This window comes from Vogesella oryzagri (genome assembly GCF_040148885.1).
In the GTDB taxonomy this organism is placed as follows: domain Bacteria; phylum Pseudomonadota; class Gammaproteobacteria; order Burkholderiales; family Chromobacteriaceae; genus Vogesella; species Vogesella oryzagri.
On sequence record NZ_JBEFLD010000001.1, the window covers coordinates 23,001 to 38,620 of the forward strand.

Annotated in this window: 16 protein-coding genes; 6 read left to right on the top strand and 10 right to left on the bottom strand. The window is 67.5% G+C overall.

What is annotated here, in order from left to right; genetic code table 11:
• Nucleotides 1-217: 217 nt before the first annotated feature.
• From ABNW52_RS00100 to ABNW52_RS00145, 10 genes are all read right to left on the bottom strand, one after another.
• A complete protein-coding gene (locus tag ABNW52_RS00100) occupies nt 218-652 on the bottom strand; it encodes an Lrp/AsnC family transcriptional regulator (RefSeq protein WP_349582316.1) in 435 nt (144 codons plus the stop codon).
• A gap of 45 nt (nt 653-697) precedes the next feature.
• Nucleotides 698-1,867, bottom strand: coding sequence for a trans-sulfuration enzyme family protein (locus ABNW52_RS00105; RefSeq protein WP_349582319.1), 1,170 nt, complete (start codon nt 1,865-1,867; stop codon nt 698-700).
• A gap of 35 nt (nt 1,868-1,902) precedes the next feature.
• Nucleotides 1,903-2,589, bottom strand: coding sequence for an ABC transporter permease (locus ABNW52_RS00110; RefSeq protein WP_349582322.1), 687 nt, complete (start codon nt 2,587-2,589; stop codon nt 1,903-1,905).
• An 11-nt stretch (nt 2,590-2,600) separates the two neighbouring features.
• A complete protein-coding gene (locus tag ABNW52_RS00115; RefSeq protein ID WP_349582325.1) occupies nt 2,601-3,278 on the bottom strand; it encodes an ABC transporter permease in 678 nt (225 codons plus the stop codon).
• 48 nt (nt 3,279-3,326) lie between these two features.
• The gene (locus tag ABNW52_RS00120) at nt 3,327-4,103 is read right to left on the bottom strand and encodes a transporter substrate-binding domain-containing protein (protein ID WP_349582327.1); all 777 of its coding nucleotides are present in this window, start codon (nt 4,101-4,103) and stop codon (nt 3,327-3,329) included.
• A 28-nt stretch (nt 4,104-4,131) separates the two neighbouring features.
• Entirely contained in the window at nt 4,132-4,929 is a 798-nt protein-coding gene (locus ABNW52_RS00125) for an ABC transporter ATP-binding protein (RefSeq protein WP_349582330.1), read from the bottom strand.
• A 96-nt stretch (nt 4,930-5,025) separates the two neighbouring features.
• Nucleotides 5,026-6,441 carry an aldehyde dehydrogenase family protein gene (locus tag ABNW52_RS00130; protein ID WP_349582332.1) on the bottom strand — a complete coding sequence of 472 codons (1,416 nt, stop codon included), beginning with the start codon at nt 6,439-6,441 and terminating at the stop codon, nt 5,026-5,028.
• On the bottom strand, nt 6,438-7,505 hold the full coding sequence (locus ABNW52_RS00135) for a homoserine dehydrogenase (protein WP_349582335.1): 1,068 nt from the start codon (nt 7,503-7,505) through the stop codon (nt 6,438-6,440). The genes ABNW52_RS00130 and ABNW52_RS00135 overlap by 4 nt, the downstream gene beginning before the upstream one ends.
• A gap of 87 nt (nt 7,506-7,592) precedes the next feature.
• Nucleotides 7,593-8,105: an Lrp/AsnC family transcriptional regulator gene (locus ABNW52_RS00140; protein ID WP_349582338.1), complete on the bottom strand. Its 513-nt coding sequence runs from the start codon at nt 8,103-8,105 to the stop codon at nt 7,593-7,595.
• Nucleotides 8,106-8,122: 17 nt separating this feature from the next.
• A complete protein-coding gene (locus ABNW52_RS00145) occupies nt 8,123-8,797 on the bottom strand; it encodes a hypothetical protein (RefSeq protein ID WP_349582340.1) in 675 nt (224 codons plus the stop codon).
• 47 nt (nt 8,798-8,844) lie between these two features.
• On the opposite strand from ABNW52_RS00145, the gene ABNW52_RS00150 reads away from it, so the two are divergent.
• The 6 genes from ABNW52_RS00150 to ABNW52_RS00175 all read left to right on the top strand — a co-directional run bounded on the left by ABNW52_RS00150 (nt 8,845) and on the right by ABNW52_RS00175 (nt 15,412).
• Nucleotides 8,845-9,027: a hypothetical protein gene (locus ABNW52_RS00150; RefSeq protein ID WP_349582343.1), complete on the top strand. Its 183-nt coding sequence runs from the start codon at nt 8,845-8,847 to the stop codon at nt 9,025-9,027.
• A 206-nt stretch (nt 9,028-9,233) separates the two neighbouring features.
• On the top strand, nt 9,234-10,415 hold the full coding sequence (locus ABNW52_RS00155) for an efflux RND transporter periplasmic adaptor subunit (RefSeq protein ID WP_349582346.1): 1,182 nt from the start codon (nt 9,234-9,236) through the stop codon (nt 10,413-10,415).
• Between the two features lies 1 nt (nt 10,416).
• Nucleotides 10,417-12,351 carry a MacB family efflux pump subunit gene (locus ABNW52_RS00160; RefSeq protein ID WP_349582349.1) on the top strand — a complete coding sequence of 645 codons (1,935 nt, stop codon included), beginning with the start codon at nt 10,417-10,419 and terminating at the stop codon, nt 12,349-12,351.
• A gap of 9 nt (nt 12,352-12,360) precedes the next feature.
• Complete coding sequence (locus ABNW52_RS00165) at nt 12,361-13,743, top strand: efflux transporter outer membrane subunit (protein ID WP_349582352.1); 1,383 nt, start codon at nt 12,361-12,363, stop codon at nt 13,741-13,743.
• A 257-nt stretch (nt 13,744-14,000) separates the two neighbouring features.
• Nucleotides 14,001-14,462: a MarR family winged helix-turn-helix transcriptional regulator gene (locus tag ABNW52_RS00170; RefSeq protein WP_349582355.1), complete on the top strand. Its 462-nt coding sequence runs from the start codon at nt 14,001-14,003 to the stop codon at nt 14,460-14,462.
• A gap of 32 nt (nt 14,463-14,494) precedes the next feature.
• Nucleotides 14,495-15,412: a LysR substrate-binding domain-containing protein gene (locus ABNW52_RS00175; RefSeq protein ID WP_349582359.1), complete on the top strand. Its 918-nt coding sequence runs from the start codon at nt 14,495-14,497 to the stop codon at nt 15,410-15,412.
• The last annotated feature ends 208 nt before the right edge of the window (nt 15,413-15,620 follow it).

The window sequence follows — 15,620 nt, forward strand, 5'->3', positions numbered from 1 at the left end:
AGTCGGCTGCGCTACGCATGCGGCCAACCTTTACTGCCCGGGCATGGGGGCGAGTCGGTATGAGCGTTGTTCTGCATCGGGCCGCTCGCTGCGCGAGCCGCAGGTGATGACGGATACGCTTGGGCGGCTGGCTGCTGGCTGCTGCCAGCGGCCCGGTGCCATGCCGAACAGGGGCCGCGTTCTCCGGCCGGGGCGCGCGCTGTGCGGGCCGCCACTTTCAGCGCTGCACCAGGGCCGACAGCACGAAGCAGGTATTGATGTTCTGCACGCCGGGCAGGGTGCTGATCTGGCTCCAGATCTGGTTGATGCGCTCGTGGCAGTCGGCTTCCAGTCGCACCATCAGGTCGATCTCGCCGCTGAGAATGGCGCAGTCCACCACTTCCGGGATCTTGGCGATGACGCTGGTGACATCGGCACCGCGCATGCGGTCCTTGCGGTACACCAGCATCACGGCACGAACCGTGTCCGCGTTGCTGTTGCCGGCGCGGCGGATGGTGTAGCCGCTGATCACCTTTTGCCCTTCCAGGCGGTCGATGCGTTGCCGCACCGATTGCCGCGACAGGCCCAGCCGGGTGGCCAGCGTCGCCAGCGGAATGCGGGCGTCGGCAGTCAGCTCATCGAGAATTTGATGGTCGATTGCGTCGAGTTTCATGGTCGGGTCAGCTCCGGAACGGGCGGTGGTGCCGCCCGCTGGGGGTCACAGTGTGGCAAGCGCCTGCAGTACATCGCGCTTCAGGTCTTCGACATTCTCGATGCCGACCGAGTAGCGGATGAAGTTGAGCGGGATGTCGGCGGCCTGCATCTGCGCCGGGCTCATGGTGCCGGCCCACATCGCGGCGGTGTGGATGGCCAGCGAGTCGACGCCGCCGAGGTTGCCGGCGTTGTGCGGGATCTGCAGCGCGGCGACGAAGCGCTCGGCCTCGGCGTAGCCGCCGCGCACGCCGAACGCCACCACGCCGCCGTAGCCCTGCATCTGCGTGCGCGCCAGCTCGTGCTGCGGGTGGCTCTCCAGCCCCGGGTAGTACACGCGCTCGACCTGCGGCTGCTGTTCCAGGAAGCGGGCCAGCGCCAGCGCATTGGCGTTGATGCGCTCGACGCGCATCGGCAGTGTGCGCAGGCCGCGCAGCAGTAGCCAGGCGTCCATCGGCGACAGCACCGCGCCCAGCGTGATGTGGGTGTGCCAGATTTCCTCGGCCAGCGCCTTGCTGGTGCAGATCACGCCGCCGCTCATGTCGTGGTGGCCGCCCAGGTATTTGGTGGCGCTGTGCACCACGATGTCCACCCCCAGATCATGCGGACGCTGGTTGATCGGCGAGGAGAAGGTGTTGTCGGCCATGGTCAGGATGCCGTGTGCGCTGGCCACGCGGGTGACGGCGGCGATGTCGGTCAGCATCAGCACTGGGTTGACCGGGCTTTCCAGCAGGATCAGCCGGGTGTTGGGGCGGATCGCCGCTTCGAAGGCGGCGGCGTCTTCCTGTTCTACCAGCGTCACCTCGATGCCGAAGCGCGGCAGCATGTCGTCCAGCAGCTTGCTGGTGCTCATGTAGTGCCGGCGCTGGCCGATGACGTGGTCGCCGGCCTTGACCAGCGCCAGCACCGTGGTGGCGATGGCGCCCATGCCGGAGGCGGTCACCAGTGCCGTCTCGGTGCCCTCCAGCTGCGCCATCACGGTTTTCACCCGTTCGTGCACCGGGTTGCCGTAGCGGGTGTAGTTGCGCGGGTGCTGCGGCTCGCTGGACATGGCAATGAATTCGGCGCTGTCCTCGGCCTTGAACACCGCCGAGTAGTGGATGGCCGGCGCGACACCCTTTTCGTCAGTGAGGTCGGCATCGGCATGAATCACCATGGTTTCCAGTTGATAGTCCATATTGTTCTCGCTGGGTTGGTTGCACGCGGACAGGGTCAGCGCAGTTGGTGTCGGTTCAGGCGCGCCTCGCCGTACCTGGTCAGCAGCGACAGCACGGCGGCGATGACGATGTAGAGCAGGCCGGCCAGCAGCAGCGCGTCGGTGGTGTAGGACTCGATCGACAGCCGCCGCGCCACCCCGGTGAGGTCGAGCACGGTGATGGTGCTGGCCAGCGCGGTGGACTTCAGCTGCAGCACGATCTCGTTGCCCAGTGTCGGCGCCGAGATGCCGATGGCGCGCGGCACCACGATGTACCAGGTCACCATCAGCCGGCTCATGCCGAAGGCGGTGGCCGCCTCCTTTTCACCGGCCGGCACGCCGAGAATGCCGCCGCGGATGTCTTCCGCCATGTAGGCGGCCAGATTCAGCGTCAGCGCCAACAGCGCGCAGGGGAAGGCGTCGCCGACCAGCAGCCACAGCGCGGAATCGCGCACCCATTCGAACTGGGCCAGGCCGTAGTAGAGGATGAAAATCTGCACCAGCAGCGGCGTGCCGCGGAAGGCGGACATGAACAGGCGGCTGGGCAGCGCGATCCAGCGCCGTGGCGAGCTGCGCGCCACCGCCAGCGGCACCGCCAGCGCGAAGCCGAGCACGCAGGAGAGCAGCAGCAACTGCAACGAGATCCACAGTCCGTCAAGCAGCACCGGCCACGATTGGCTCAGTAGCAAGGCAAGTTGGTCCATGAGGGTTCCTTTCACGCCGGGCTGGCATAGCCGCGGTTGGCGCGTTTTTCAAAGTAGGCAAACGCTGGGTTGGAGACGGCCAGCAGCAGCAGGTAGATCACCGCCACCGCGGCGTAGAACACGAACGGTTGTTTGGTGAACTGCGCGGCGATATTGGCCTTGCGCAGCATGTCTTCCAGCCCGACGATCGACACCAGCGAGGTGTCCTTCAGCAGGTTCTGCCACATGTTGTTGAGGCTGGGCAGGCAGATGCGCCACGCTTGTGGCAGCTGCACGCACCAGAAGATCTGCCAGCGCGACAGGCCGTATGAGCGCGCCGCCTCCAGCTGCCCCTTGGGCACCGCCAGGAAGGCGCCGCGGAATACTTCCGAGGCGTAGGCGCCGAACACCAGTGCCAGCGCCACCACGCCACCGGCAAATGGGCTCAGCGTCAGTGTGCCGGCGAAGTGGGTGTTGATCAGGTTGGACAGACCGAAGTAGCAGATCAGCAGGATCAGGAATTCGGGAATGCCGCGCAGGATGTTGCTGACCAGATGGGCGCTCTGTCGCAGCCAGGACAGTGCCGACATCTTGGCGGCAGCGCCGGCCAGCCCCAGCAGCAGGCCGAAGCAGAGCGAGGTGAACGCCAGCTCCAGGGTCAGGGCAGCGCCTTCCAGCAGCTGGGCGCTGTAGTCGAATAGTGCAGCCATGGAGAGTCTCCAGTGCGGGCCGCCGTGCAGGCGGCCCGGCGGGTGGGGTTATTGCGGCAGGATGCTGAACGGGAAGTAGCGCTTGTTGACGGCCTGGAAGTAGCCGTCCTTGTGCACGCCGACAATGGCCTGGTCGAACTGCGCCTTGAGTTGGCTGTCGCCCTTGCGCACGGCGATGGCGGTGCCGGCGCCAAAGATCGCGTCATCGGAGATGGCTTGGCCGGCCAGGGCGAAGCCTGCCTTCTGGCCGCCCTTGCTCAGCCAGTCGTGGGCCACGGTGCTGTCGGCGAACACCGCCTGGATGCGGCCGGATTCCAGGTCCAGCCAGGCAGAATCCAGCGACTGGTAGACCTTGACGTTGATGCCGCTGCTGCTGGTCGGCAGACGGTTGCGGAAATAGCTTTCATGGGTGGAGGCGGTCTGCACGCCGACGGTCTTGCCGCGCAGCGTGGCTGGCTGGTTGCTGATGCCGCTGCCTTTCTTCGCCACCAGGTGCACCGGCGCGGTGGTGAAGATGCGGCTGAAGTCCACCGACTTTTCCCGTTCCGCGGTGCGCGACATCTGCGCCAGCACCGCATCGATCTGGCGCGCCTTCAGTGCCGGGATCAGCGCGTCGAAGTCCATGGTTACCCACTGACAGGTCACTTTCATCGCGGCGCACATCTTGTTGCCGATTTCGATCTCCATCCCCTGCAGCTTGCCGGAGGCGTCCTTGTATTCGAACGGAGCGTAGTCGGCGAGGGTGCCGATGCGGACCACCTGTTGTGCGTGGGCGCTGCTGATCAGGGTCAGGGCGGTGAGGGCGGAGAACACGAGCTTTTTCATGGCGATTTCCTTTGGGTGGGGGCGGCGATCACAGGATGCTGGACAGGAATTTCTGGAAACGGGGCGACTGCTGGCGGGTGAACACTTCGTCGGGGCAGCCGTCTTCTTCGATCTTGCCCTGGTGCACGAACACCACGCGGCTGGCGACCTCGCGCGCGAAGCCCATCTCGTGGGTGACCACCAGCATGGTGCGGCCGTCCTCGGCCAGCGCGCGCATCACCTTCAGCACTTCACCCACCAGCTCCGGGTCCAGCGCCGAGGTCGGCTCGTCGAACAGTAGTACTTCCGGGTCGGTGGCCAGCGCGCGGGCGATGGCCACCCGCTGCTGTTGGCCGCCGGAGAGCTGGGCAGGGTAGGCGTGGCACTTGCCGGCCAGGCCGACCTTTTCCAGCATCTCCAGCGCCTTGGCTTCTGCCTCCTGGCGGCCGAGGCCGAGCACCTTCTGCGGTACGAACATCACGTTCTGCAGCACCGTCATGTGCGCCCACAGGTTGAACTGCTGGAACACCATCGCCAGCTTGCGGCGGATGCGGGTGATCTGTTGCGGGTCGGCCAGCGTCAGTCCGCCATCGCGCGTCGCCTTCATCTCCAGATGCTCGCCGTTGATGGTCAGCCGTCCGGCGTCCGGGGTTTCCAGCAGGTTGATGCAGCGCAGCAGGGTGCTTTTGCCGGAGCCGCTGCTGCCCAGGATCGAGATCACGTCGTGCTTGTGCGCGGTGAGCGAGATGCCTTTCAGGATCTCGACGCTGCCGAACGACTTGTGCAGCTCCTCGATGGCCAGCACCGGCGCCGGCGGCGAAAAAGCGGGATGGGCTAGGGATGTCATGGGTGATCCTCTCTATTCTCGATTTGTGGACGTCTTTTTTTGTGTGCCACTTCCGGCGGCGGCAGCGCCGCCGGCACGACGACTTGCAACCGCTTTCTAGTGCGCGCTCAGGCGCTTGCGTTTGAAACAGATCACCTTGGGTTGCGACATCTCGGTAATGGCGAAGCGCACCCCCTCGCGTCCCAGCGAGCCGTACTTGAAACCGCCGAACGGCATGCCGTCGAAGCGGAAGTCGGAGGAGTCGTTGATCATCACCCCGCCGGCCTGCAGCCGTTCCGCCACCCCCAGTGCCGTCTCCAGATGGCTGGTGAAGATGCCGGCCTGCAGGCTGCTGTCGCTATCGTTGGCCGCAGCCAGCGCGCTCTCCAGATCGTCGAACGGGGCGACGATCACCACCGGCGCGAACACCTCCTCGCGCCAGACGCGGGCGGTGGTGGGGACGTCGGCAAGGATGGTCGGCGCGTACAGCGCACCCTGGCGCTGGTGGCCGCACAGTACGGTGGCGCCCTCTGTGATCGCCTCGTCCACCCAGCTCTCGATGCGGCAGGCCTGCGCCTCGCTGATCATCGGCCCCATGTCGGTGGCCTCGTCCAGCGGGTCGCCGACCCGCATCGCGGCGGTCAGCTCGGTCAGGTAGCGGGTGAACAGCTCGTATACCGGCCGCGCGATCAGCAGGCGCTGGGTGCCGATGCAGTTCTGGCCGGCGGCCCAGAACGCGCCGGAGACGCAGGATTCGGCGGCGTCGCGCAGGTCGCAGTCGGCCATCACGATCACCGGCGCGTTGCCGCCCAGATCCATCGCCAGCTTCTTCAGCCCCGCCTCGCGGGTGATGGCCTCGCCGCTGACCGGGCCGCCGGTGAAGCTGACCATGCGGATCGCCTTGTCGCGCACCAGCGGTGCGGCCACGTCGCTACCGCCGTGCACCAGCTGCAGCGCGTCGCGCGGTACACCGGCCTGCCACAGGCACTCCGCCAGTCGCACCGCCGACAGCGGCGCCAGCAGCGATGGCTTGAGGATCACCGCATTGCCGGCGGCCAGTGCCGGCCCCAGCTTGTGGGCGACCAGGTTGAGCGGGTCGTTGAACGGGGTGATGGCGAGGATCACGCCCAGCGGTTCGTGGGTGAAGTAGCCGCTACGGTCTTCGGCGCCGGCGTAGGAATCAAACGGGATGATCTCGCCGCCGTGGCGTTTGGCTTCTTCCGCCGACAGCCGCAGGGTGTTGACGCAGCGCGCCACTTCCTTGCGTGCCTGGCGCAGTGCCTTGCCGGACTCCAGCACGATGGTGCGGGTAAACTCGGCCGCCTGTTGTTCCACCATGGTCGCGGCGCGCTGCAGCAGCTCGGCGCGCTGGTGGCGCGGCAGCGCTGCGGCCAACGTTGCGCCGTGGCGGGCGCGGCTGACGATGGCCGGCAGCGCCTCGACCGGGGTCAGCTCGACGCTGCCGACCACGCTGCCGTCAAACGGCGACTGCACTTCGCAGTGCATGGCTTGCTGCTTGAGTGGCGCGTTCATGCTTGCACCTCCTGGCCGCGGGTCTGCTCGGCCAGCTCGATCAGGTCGGACAGCACGGCGAAGGCGGTTTCCACGCGCCCGGCACCCGGTCCGCTGATGGTGACGCCGCCCAGCACGTCGGTGTCGAAGGTGATGGCGTTGGTGACGCCGCCGATCGCCGCCAGCGGGTGGCCGGCCGGCAATTCGCGCGGCTCGACGCTGGCGCTGACGCTGCCGTCCGGGTGGCGGGTGGCGGCGCCGACCAGTCGCCAGCTGCGTCCGGCGGCCTGCGCGGCGCGGATGTCGGTGCTGGTGAGGCCGGTGATGCCGCGGCAGGGCACATCGGCGCGGGTCAGGCCGGCCTGCCACAGCGTATTGGCGAGAATCACCACCTTCAGCTGTACGTCGCCACCGCCGAGGTCGGCGCTAGGGTCGGCTTCGGCATAGCCGAGTTGCTGTGCCTCGCGCACCGCGGCGTCGAAGTCGTGGCCCTGCGCCAGCCGGTCCAGCACGAAGTTGGAGGTGCCGTTGAGGATGCCGGCAAAGCCGTTGATCTCGCAGCCGCGCAGCGTGGTGCCGATCTGGCGCAGCACCGGTGTGCCGCTCATCACCGCGCCCTCGTACTTGATGGCGGCACCGTTGGCCGCGGCCAGGGCGGTGAGCGACTGCTGTGCCAGCGCGATCGGGCCCTTGTTGGTGGTGATCACGTGCTTGCCGTGGCTCAGCGCGGCGCGGCAGTGCGACAGCGCCGGCTCGCCGGTGTGCGGGTCGGTGAAGGTGGCCTCGACCACCACGTCGACGTAGTCGGCGGTGACCAGTTCGAGGGTGGCGGCGAGGTCGATGTGTTCGCTGATGCGGGTCGACGGATCGCTGCGCAGCGCGTCGGTGCTGAAGCCGCTGTCGGCGGTGGCCAGCAGTGCGTCCAGGTCGATGCCCTGCGGGTTGCTGACCACGCCCAGGCGCAGGTCGGCCAGCGCAGTGATGCGGAAGTCGAGGCCGCCAAGCTTGCCTTGTTTTGCCTTGAGTAGAGCCACCAGGCCCTGGTTAACGCCGCCGAAACCAATCAGTGCCAATCGGAAAGTCATCGCTGGATCCCTTCGTGTTCGAGTGTGGAACTTCATGTTACGGCGGCAAAATGACGCAAACAATCGACTAAATGACGCTAAAAACGGTTATTTTGTTGCGTTTTGACCGCTGTCGGCTGCGCTTTGCCCGTCGCCTTCCACCGGGATGAACAGCGAGGTTTTCAGGGTGTTGAGCACCACGTTGGTGGTGATGCGGCGGATCATCGGGTTGTTCTCCATCACCCGCGCCGTCAGGCGGTCGTAGGCCTCGACATCTTGGGCGGTGATGATGACGATCAGGTCGGCGGCGCCGGTCACGTAGTAGATCTGCTGGATGGCGTCGATCTGCTTCGCCCACTCGCGGAAGCGGTTGACGGTGTCGTAGTTGTCGCGCTCGATTTCCATGGCGGCGACAAAGCTCATCGGCCGCCCGACCAGCGCGCGGTCGAGCACGGCCACCTCGGCGCTGATGATTTTTTCGGCACGCAGCCGCTTGAGCCGCTTCTGCACGGCGGAGGCAGACAGGCCGATGGTCTCGGCAATCGTTTCCGCATTTACCGAGCAGTCGCGCTGCATGATGGTGAGGATCTTCTGATCGAATGAATCAAGCGCAGTAGTCATGGCCGTTATCCGGAAAATTAGAGATAGAAGGCGGTGGCCGAACTGGCCCCCGCGCAGGTGCGCACCTGATCCAGCGCGTGAATCAGTGCGCTTCTGCTGGCAGCGCTAAAGCCATCAAACCGCACCGGCGGAAGCTCCAGCCGGTCAATATCCGGCGGCAGCGGATAGACCCGTTCCGAGCCTTGCTGGTGCTTGGCGATCAGCGCGCTGCCCTGTAGCGCCAGCAGCGTCATCTGTAGCGAGCAGGGCGCCGGCAGCGCCAGCGCGTCGGCCAGCGGCAGCAGCAGCGGGGTGATTTGCTGCAACAGTGGAAGTTCGTACACCCCCGGCCACCAGGCGTGCGCGTGCGGTGGCCAGCAGCCGGTGGGCAGGGTGGCGACCATTTCCACGCTGCGATCACGGCGCAGCAGGGCATAGGCGTGCACTTGGCCATCGGCGCTGGCGCCGGAGTGGAATAGTTCGCCGCAGGGCTGCGACGTGTACTGGGTGAGTGCGATGCCGGCCGGGCGCAACTGCGCCAGCAGCGCCAGTGCCTGCTGCCGCTGCCAGGCGGACAGCGGTTGGCCGACGACGCCGGCGGCCGGCAACAGCCGGCAGCGCCACTGCGGGCCGGGCGTCATCGTGACGATGGCGCTGCCGCCGGGCTGTCCGGCAGCAGGCGGCTGTTCGCTGGAAGGAGATAGTTCACGCATCCGACACCTCTCGTCTTGCTGTCGCCCTGCTCTGGCCGGGCGTGCCGATGTTTGGCAGCAATAAATTGATGTCAATTATGCCGAGAGCGCTCGCGGCTAAAATGCAAAATTTGGCGATTTTGTTACGTAATCACGCCTATTTTTTTGCTTTTGTTCCGCCTTGCTGGCGTGGTGGCGGCGGTTTGCGCAGTCGCCGCCGGGCGGTCGGCAGCAAAATTCAAGCAGCATAGGGTCGGCGCGATTGGCGTGGCCGGAGGGAGGGACGGGGGCCGACCCGGCATGTGTTCTAGCCGCCGCGCGGCGCATGCGGCCAACCTTTACGGCCTTGACACGTTGGCCGCAACGTCGTTGCCGCCCGGCACTGTATCGCCCATGACGTACAGTTGGTAAACCGACGACACACTCCGCTACTGTAATAACAGCTACGGAGGAATGTATGGCTCAACTCGATCTGCGCCGGCCAGCCCGCAAGCTGGGGCGCAAGGGCTGGTGGTTGCTGGGCGCGCTGCTGGTGCTGGCGGCGGCGATCTGGTGGCTGCTGCCGCGTAGCGCGCCGGCGCCGACCCGGCTGACGCAGAAAGTGGCGCTTGGCCGCCTGGAAAAAACCGTCACCGCGCAGGGCTCGCTGGCGCCGCGCGACTATGTGGATGTCGGCGCCCAGGTATCCGGGCAGATCAGCAAGGTGTATGTCGCCGTCGGTCAGCAGGTGCGCAAGGGCCAGCTGCTGGTGCAGATCGACCCGGAGGCGTACCAGACCAAGGTCGACAGCGACCACGCCGCGGTAGACGACCTGATTGCGCAGCGGGAAAAACAGACCGTCAGCCTGGCGCTGGCACGGCAGCAGCTGGTGCGACAGCAGGGGCTGCGGCAACTGGATGCCACCAGCCAGGAGGCGCTGGAATCGGCACAGGCGGAGCACGACACGGCGCAGGCCGGGCTGCAGTCGCTGGCGGCGCAGATCGCCAAGGCGCGCGCCACGCTGCAGGGCGACCAGCTTAGCCTCAAGTACACCCGCATCTTTGCCCCCATCGATGGCACCGTGGTGTCGCAAACCTATCTGCAAGGGCAGACCATCAACTCCAGCCAGACCGCGCCGACCATTCTGCGCGTGGCGCGGCTGGACCCGATGACGGTGGAGGCGCAGGTGGCCGAGGCCGATATTCCACAGCTCAAACCGGGCATGCGCGCCTGGTTCACTACCCTGGGTGATAGCCAGACCCGGCATCAGGCCACCGTGCGCCAGATCAAACCCACCCCGGTCACCACCAATGACGTGGTGCTGTACACCGTGCTGCTGGACGTGGCCAATCCGGGGCAGAGCCTGATGATCAACATGACGGCGCAGGTGTTCTTTCTGATCGACAGTGTGGCCGGCGTGCCGGTGGTGCCGTTGGCCGCACTCAAGCCGCTAGCGCTGGATGGCCGCCACTACCGCGCGCAGGTGCTGGTGAACGGCCAGCTGCAAAACCGTGATGTCGAGGTACGGCTGGCCACGCGCAGCCAGGCCGCCATTGCCAGCGGGCTGAAGCCGGGCGAGGAGCTGGTGCTGTCCAGCCAGAGCAGCGGCAAGCGCAGCAACAGCAACAGCGGCATGCCACCGCCGCCGCCGGGAGGCTGACATGACGGCGCTGTTAACGCTGGCCGGGGTCAGCAAAAGCTACCCGTCGGGCGGGGAGCTGAGCACGGTGCTGCAGGACATCGACCTCAGCATCCACCGTGGCGAGTTCGTGGCCTTGCTGGGGCCGTCCGGCTGCGGCAAGTCCACCATGATGAACATCCTGGGCTGCCTGGACCGCGCCAGCACCGGGCAGTACCGCGTGGCCGGCGTGGACGTGGCCACGCTGGATGCCGACCAGTTGGCCGCATTGCGCTGCCAGACCTTCGGCTTCGTGTTCCAGCGCTACCACCTGCTGGCCACGGCCAGTGCCAGCGACAATGTGGCGATGCCGGCCATCTACGCCGGGCGCAAGCGCCACGAGCGGCAGCAGCGGGCGCAGCAGCTGCTGACACAGCTGGGGCTGGGCGAGCGGCTGGACTACAAGCCGGCGCAATTGTCCGGCGGCCAGCAACAGCGGGTGTCGATTGCCCGCGCGCTGATGAACGACGCGCCGGTGATTCTGGCCGACGAGCCGACCGGCGCGCTGGACAGCCAGAACGGCCGCGATGTGCTGGCCTTGCTCAAGTCGCTGCACGACGAAGGGCGCACCATCGTGCTGATCACCCACGATCTGGATATCGCCAACCATGCCGAGCGCATCATCCGCCTGCGTGATGGCCAGGTGGAAGCGGACAGCGGCAGCGTGGCCGCGCGGCAGCTGGCCGAGCCGCAGCACGCGCTGCCGACGGTGCGGCAGCTGTCGCTGGCCCGCCTGTGGGAAGCACTGCACATGGCGCTGGTGGCGCTGCACGCCAACCTGTTCCGCACCGGGCTGACGCTGCTGGGCATCATCATCGGCGTGGCCGCCGTGGTTACCATGCTGGCCATCGGCAATGGCAGCAAGGCCGATGTGCTGGAGCGCATCAAGGCGATGGGTACCAACCTGCTGCTGGTGCGCCCCGGCGCGCCCGGCGTGCGGCCAAGCGGCAGCATCGCCACACTGACCAGCGACGATGCCGAGGCGCTGGCGCAGCTGCCCAATGTCGATGGCGTGGTGCCGACGCGCAGCGCCAGCGGCAAGACGCTGCGGCTGGGCAACCAGGACTACCGCAGCGAAATCCAGGGCGTGTGGCCAAGTTATCCCCAGGTCAAGGACTGGCCGCTGGGGCAGGGCGTGTTCTTTGGCGCGCAGGAGGAAGCGCAGCAGGCGGCGGTGATCGTGCTGGGGCAGACCGTGATCGACAGCCTGTTCCCGCTCGGCGTCAACCCGATCGGCCAGTACGTGATGGTGTCCAACATCCCGTTCGAAGTGGTGGGCGTGATGGCCAGGAAAGGCGCCAACAGCTTTGGCCAGGACCAGGACGACGTGGCGTTCATCCCGCTGTCCACCGCACAGTCGCGGCTGATGGGGCAGCGCTATGTCAACTCCATCACGGTGCGCATCCGCGACATCAACCAGAGCGCGCTGACCGAGCAGCTGATCAACGACATCCTGCTGGCGCGCCATGTGAAGCAGGATTTCCAGGTGCGCAACACCGCCTCGCTGGTGGAAACGATCACCGAAACGCAGAACACGCTCACCTTGCTACTGGGTTCGGTGGCGGCGATTTCGCTGCTGGTGGGCGGCATCGGTGTGATGAACATCATGCTGGTGTCGGTTACCGAGCGCACCCGCGAAATCGGCCTGCGCATGGCCACCGGCGCGCCGATGGGCAGCATCCTGCTGCAGTTCAATGTCGAGGCGGTGGTGGTGTGCGGCCTGGGCGGGCTGATCGGCATCGGCGTCGGCCTGCTGGCGGTGTGGGTGCTGCGGCAGAGCGGGGTGTCGGTGGTGTACTCGCTGCTGCCGCCGTTGCTGGCGTTCGGCTGCGCCTTTGTCACCGGCTGCGTGTTCGGCTACCTGCCGGCGCGCAAGGCGGCCCACCTCGACCCGGTTACCGCCCTGGCGGCGGAATAGGATTTCAGCATGCGATGGATACTCCCCCCGGCAGTGCTGCTGTGTCTGGCGGCCGCCGGCGCTCAGGCGACCGAGCGCAGCCCGGCGCCCGCTGGCAGCAGCGACATCCCGCTGCAGCATGACAACTGGCCGCGCGTGGACGTGCCGTGGCAGGCCGCGCGCAATGCTGCGGACTGGTGGCAGGCGTTTGGCAGTGCCAGCCTGCCGGCGCTGCAGGCGCGCGCGCGGGCAGCCAACCCCGGCCTGCTGTCGGCGCAGGCCGCCATTGCCAAGGCGCGGGCAACGTTGGCCGCCACCGATGCCGACGGCAGTGTGCAGCTGACCGCCAGCGCCAGCAGCCAGCACAGCCGGCAGGGCGGCAGCGGCAGCAGCACCAGCCGGCTGGCGCCGGAACTCAGCTACAGCCTGGACTGGTGGGGCAAGCAGGCGGCAGCGAGCCGGGCCGCGGCGGTGCGGCTGGCGGCCAGCGAAGCCAGCCGCGATGCCAGCGCGCTGACGCTGGATAGCGAAGTGGCGCGGCAGTATTTCACGCTGCTGGCGCTGACGCAGCAACAGCAGCTGGCCAGCCGGCAGCTGACGCTGATGACACAGCGCAGCCTGCTGTTGCAGCAACAAGTGGCATATGGCGCCAAGGCCGGCTACGAGTTGGCCGCATTGCAGCAGGATGTGGCCAGCAAGACCGCCAGCGTGGCGGCGCTGACGCTGTCGCTACGGCAGGCATACAGCGCGCTGGCGGTGCTGTGCGGTGCGGCGACCCCGGATTTTCAGCTGACGCCGGAACCGCTGGCGGACTTGCAGCTGCCGTATCCGGCGCCGCTGCAGCCGGCCGCGCTGTTGTTGCAGCGCCCGGACATCCGCGCTGCCGATGCCACCCTGCAGGCGGCGCAGGCGGATATCGCCGCCGCGCGCGCCGCACTGTATCCGACGCTGACTTTCAGCTGGCAGGGCGTGCTCAGCAAGGTAGCTGGCGGCCCCAGCCAGTGGGTGGCCACCGCCGCCGCCGCGCTGGCCGGCACCCTGTACGATGGCGGCCGCCTGCGCGCCGGGGTGCGCTACAGCGAAGCGGCCTGGCAGGAGCAGCTGCAGGCCTGGCGCAGCACGGTGCTGAGCGCCATTGCCGAGGCGGATAACGCCATGCAGGCGCTGGCCGCCTACCAGCAGGCAATGACTGCGCTGGAGGCGCAGCTGCAGGCCGCCGAACAGCAGGAGCGCGCCAGCGACGCGCGCTACCGGCTGGGCGCCATCGACAAATCCAGCCTGCTGGCGCAGCAGGAAACCACGCTGGCGGTGCGCCAGAGCTGGTTCGAGATGCGCAGCAAGCTGCTGTCCGCCAGCGCCACCCTGTACGAAGCGCTGGGCGGCGCGCCGCTGCTGGCCGCCAGCGGCGGCTAGCCCACCGCGCTGCCGGCGCGGTTGTAGTGGCGCGGCGGCGCCATGCCGCTGGCCATCCGCGCTGCCGTGCTGCCACAGCGGTATCCGGCGGCCGCGCGCCGCGCATGCCGTGCGCTATTTGCCACCGCATTGTCTTTCCGCCAGCGGCACAATTTGCCATACTCGCCTACCGTTACGCGGTGCCAAAAAATATCAACTAACCTGATATTTGATATTGCCGGATGGCCCGTTTCCGTTGCTGGCAAGGATGGTTTGCAATGAGTAAAGACACGCAGGCGCCCGGCGCCACTGAACGGCCGCTGGGCATCGCCTACCTGATCGGCCGGCTGGAGCACATGCTCGGCCAGCAGCTGCGCGACAGCCTCACGCAGCTGGGGCTGACCAGCAGCCAATACCGTATGTTGTCGCAGCTGCAGGCGCACGGCCGGCTGTCCAATGCGCAATTGGCGGAGCGCTCGCTGGTGTCGCCGCAAGCGGCCAACGAGATGGTGAAGATCATGGAAGGCAAGGGCTGGATCGAGCGTGAACCAGACCCGACCCACGGCCGCATCATCCAGCTGCGCCTGAGCGCGGCAGCGCTGGCGCTGCTGACGGCGTGCGACCGCGCGGTGGCGCAGCAGGAGCAGCGCATGCTGGCCGAGGTGGCCGGCGATGAACGCCTGCAGCTGCAGCGGCTGTTGCAGGTACTGGTGCGCGGGCTGGACACGCAGGCGGAATGAGCGCGCTGGCGCGCTGAGGGCAGGAGCACGGCATGGACCTGAAGCAGATTGAATACTTTGTGCGCGTGGCGGAACTGGGCAGCTTTACCCGTGCCGCCATCGTGCTGGATATCGCCCAGCCGGCGTTGAGCCGGCAGATTCGCCAGCTGGAAGTCGAGCTGCGCCAGACGCTGTTGCTGCGCAACGGCCGCGGCGTGACGCTGACCGAGGCCGGCAAGCTGTTGCTGGAGCATGGCCGCGGCGTGCTGCACCAGGTGGAGCGCACCCGCGAGGAGCTGGGCCGCGTGCGCGGCGCGCTGGCCGGCAAGGTGGCGCTGGGGCTGCCGCCCAGCCTGTCGCGCGTGCTGTCGGTGCCGCTGTCGCGCGCGTTTCGCGCCCGGCTGCCGGAGGCGTCGCTGGCCATCCGCGAGGGGCTGTCGGCCAATATGCTGGAGTCGCTGCGCAACGGCCGGCTGGATATCGCGCTGCTGTACAACCCGGTGCCGGCGGCGGATATCGACATCCTGCCGCTGTGCGACGAGGCGCTGTACCTGGTGGAGCTGGCGGACGACGGCATGGCCAGCGGGCCGGTGACGCTGGCCGAGCTGGCCGCCCGCCCGCTGGTGATCCCGTCGCAGCCGCACGCCATCCGCATGCTGGTGGAGTCGGAGCTGGGCGCGCGTGGGCTGCGGCCAACCGTGGCGCTGGAGATCGACAGCGTACCGGCGATTCTGGAGCTGGTGGCCGATGGCGCCGGCTGCGCGGTGCTGTCGCGGCTGGCAGTGTCCAGCAGCGACAAGGCATCGCGTCTGCGCCTGCGCCAGATCGGTGAACCGGGGCTGTTCAGCCGCCTGGCCCTGGTGGTGAGCGCGCATCGCCCCCGCACCCTGACGCAGCAGGCGATGCAGGAACTGCTGCGCGAAATGCTGCCGGCCATCATCGAAGGCAAGCCGCTGCCGCCGGCGCCATGATGCGCGGCGGCGGGGGCCGCCTCTCGCACACGGCCAGACTGCGCTGGCCGAGTTATAGCAAACCGCTATAGCTACTGCTTGGTCTTGCACTTGCCGCCGTGCCGGCGCATGCAGATGCTGCGCCAACCGCCAACCGCCAACCGCCAACCGCCAACCGCTGCTGCCACTGCTGCCACTGCTGCCGGCCACGCCCGGCCATGACGCCGAC

What these genes read in the sequence shown, in the direction of transcription:
- ABNW52_RS00100 (WP_349582316.1), bottom strand. Translation starts at nt 652, where the DNA reads ATGAAACTCGACGCAATCGACCATCAAATTCTCGATGAGCTGACTGCC.
- ABNW52_RS00105 (WP_349582319.1), bottom strand. Translation starts at nt 1,867, where the DNA reads ATGGACTATCAACTGGAAACCATGGTGATTCATGCCGATGCCGACCTC.
- ABNW52_RS00110 (WP_349582322.1), bottom strand. Translation starts at nt 2,589, where the DNA reads ATGGACCAACTTGCCTTGCTACTGAGCCAATCGTGGCCGGTGCTGCTT.
- ABNW52_RS00115 (WP_349582325.1), bottom strand. Translation starts at nt 3,278, where the DNA reads ATGGCTGCACTATTCGACTACAGCGCCCAGCTGCTGGAAGGCGCTGCC.
- ABNW52_RS00120 (WP_349582327.1), bottom strand. Translation starts at nt 4,103, where the DNA reads ATGAAAAAGCTCGTGTTCTCCGCCCTCACCGCCCTGACCCTGATCAGC.
- ABNW52_RS00125 (WP_349582330.1), bottom strand. Translation starts at nt 4,929, where the DNA reads ATGACATCCCTAGCCCATCCCGCTTTTTCGCCGCCGGCGCCGGTGCTG.
- ABNW52_RS00130 (WP_349582332.1), bottom strand. Translation starts at nt 6,441, where the DNA reads ATGAACGCGCCACTCAAGCAGCAAGCCATGCACTGCGAAGTGCAGTCG.
- ABNW52_RS00135 (WP_349582335.1), bottom strand. Translation starts at nt 7,505, where the DNA reads ATGACTTTCCGATTGGCACTGATTGGTTTCGGCGGCGTTAACCAGGGC.
- ABNW52_RS00140 (WP_349582338.1), bottom strand. Translation starts at nt 8,105, where the DNA reads ATGACTACTGCGCTTGATTCATTCGATCAGAAGATCCTCACCATCATG.
- ABNW52_RS00145 (WP_349582340.1), bottom strand. Translation starts at nt 8,797, where the DNA reads ATGCGTGAACTATCTCCTTCCAGCGAACAGCCGCCTGCTGCCGGACAG.
- ABNW52_RS00150 (WP_349582343.1), top strand. Translation starts at nt 8,845, where the DNA reads ATGTTTGGCAGCAATAAATTGATGTCAATTATGCCGAGAGCGCTCGCG.
- ABNW52_RS00155 (WP_349582346.1), top strand. Translation starts at nt 9,234, where the DNA reads ATGGCTCAACTCGATCTGCGCCGGCCAGCCCGCAAGCTGGGGCGCAAG.
- ABNW52_RS00160 (WP_349582349.1), top strand. Translation starts at nt 10,417, where the DNA reads ATGACGGCGCTGTTAACGCTGGCCGGGGTCAGCAAAAGCTACCCGTCG.
- ABNW52_RS00165 (WP_349582352.1), top strand. Translation starts at nt 12,361, where the DNA reads ATGCGATGGATACTCCCCCCGGCAGTGCTGCTGTGTCTGGCGGCCGCC.
- ABNW52_RS00170 (WP_349582355.1), top strand. Translation starts at nt 14,001, where the DNA reads ATGAGTAAAGACACGCAGGCGCCCGGCGCCACTGAACGGCCGCTGGGC.
- ABNW52_RS00175 (WP_349582359.1), top strand. Translation starts at nt 14,495, where the DNA reads ATGGACCTGAAGCAGATTGAATACTTTGTGCGCGTGGCGGAACTGGGC.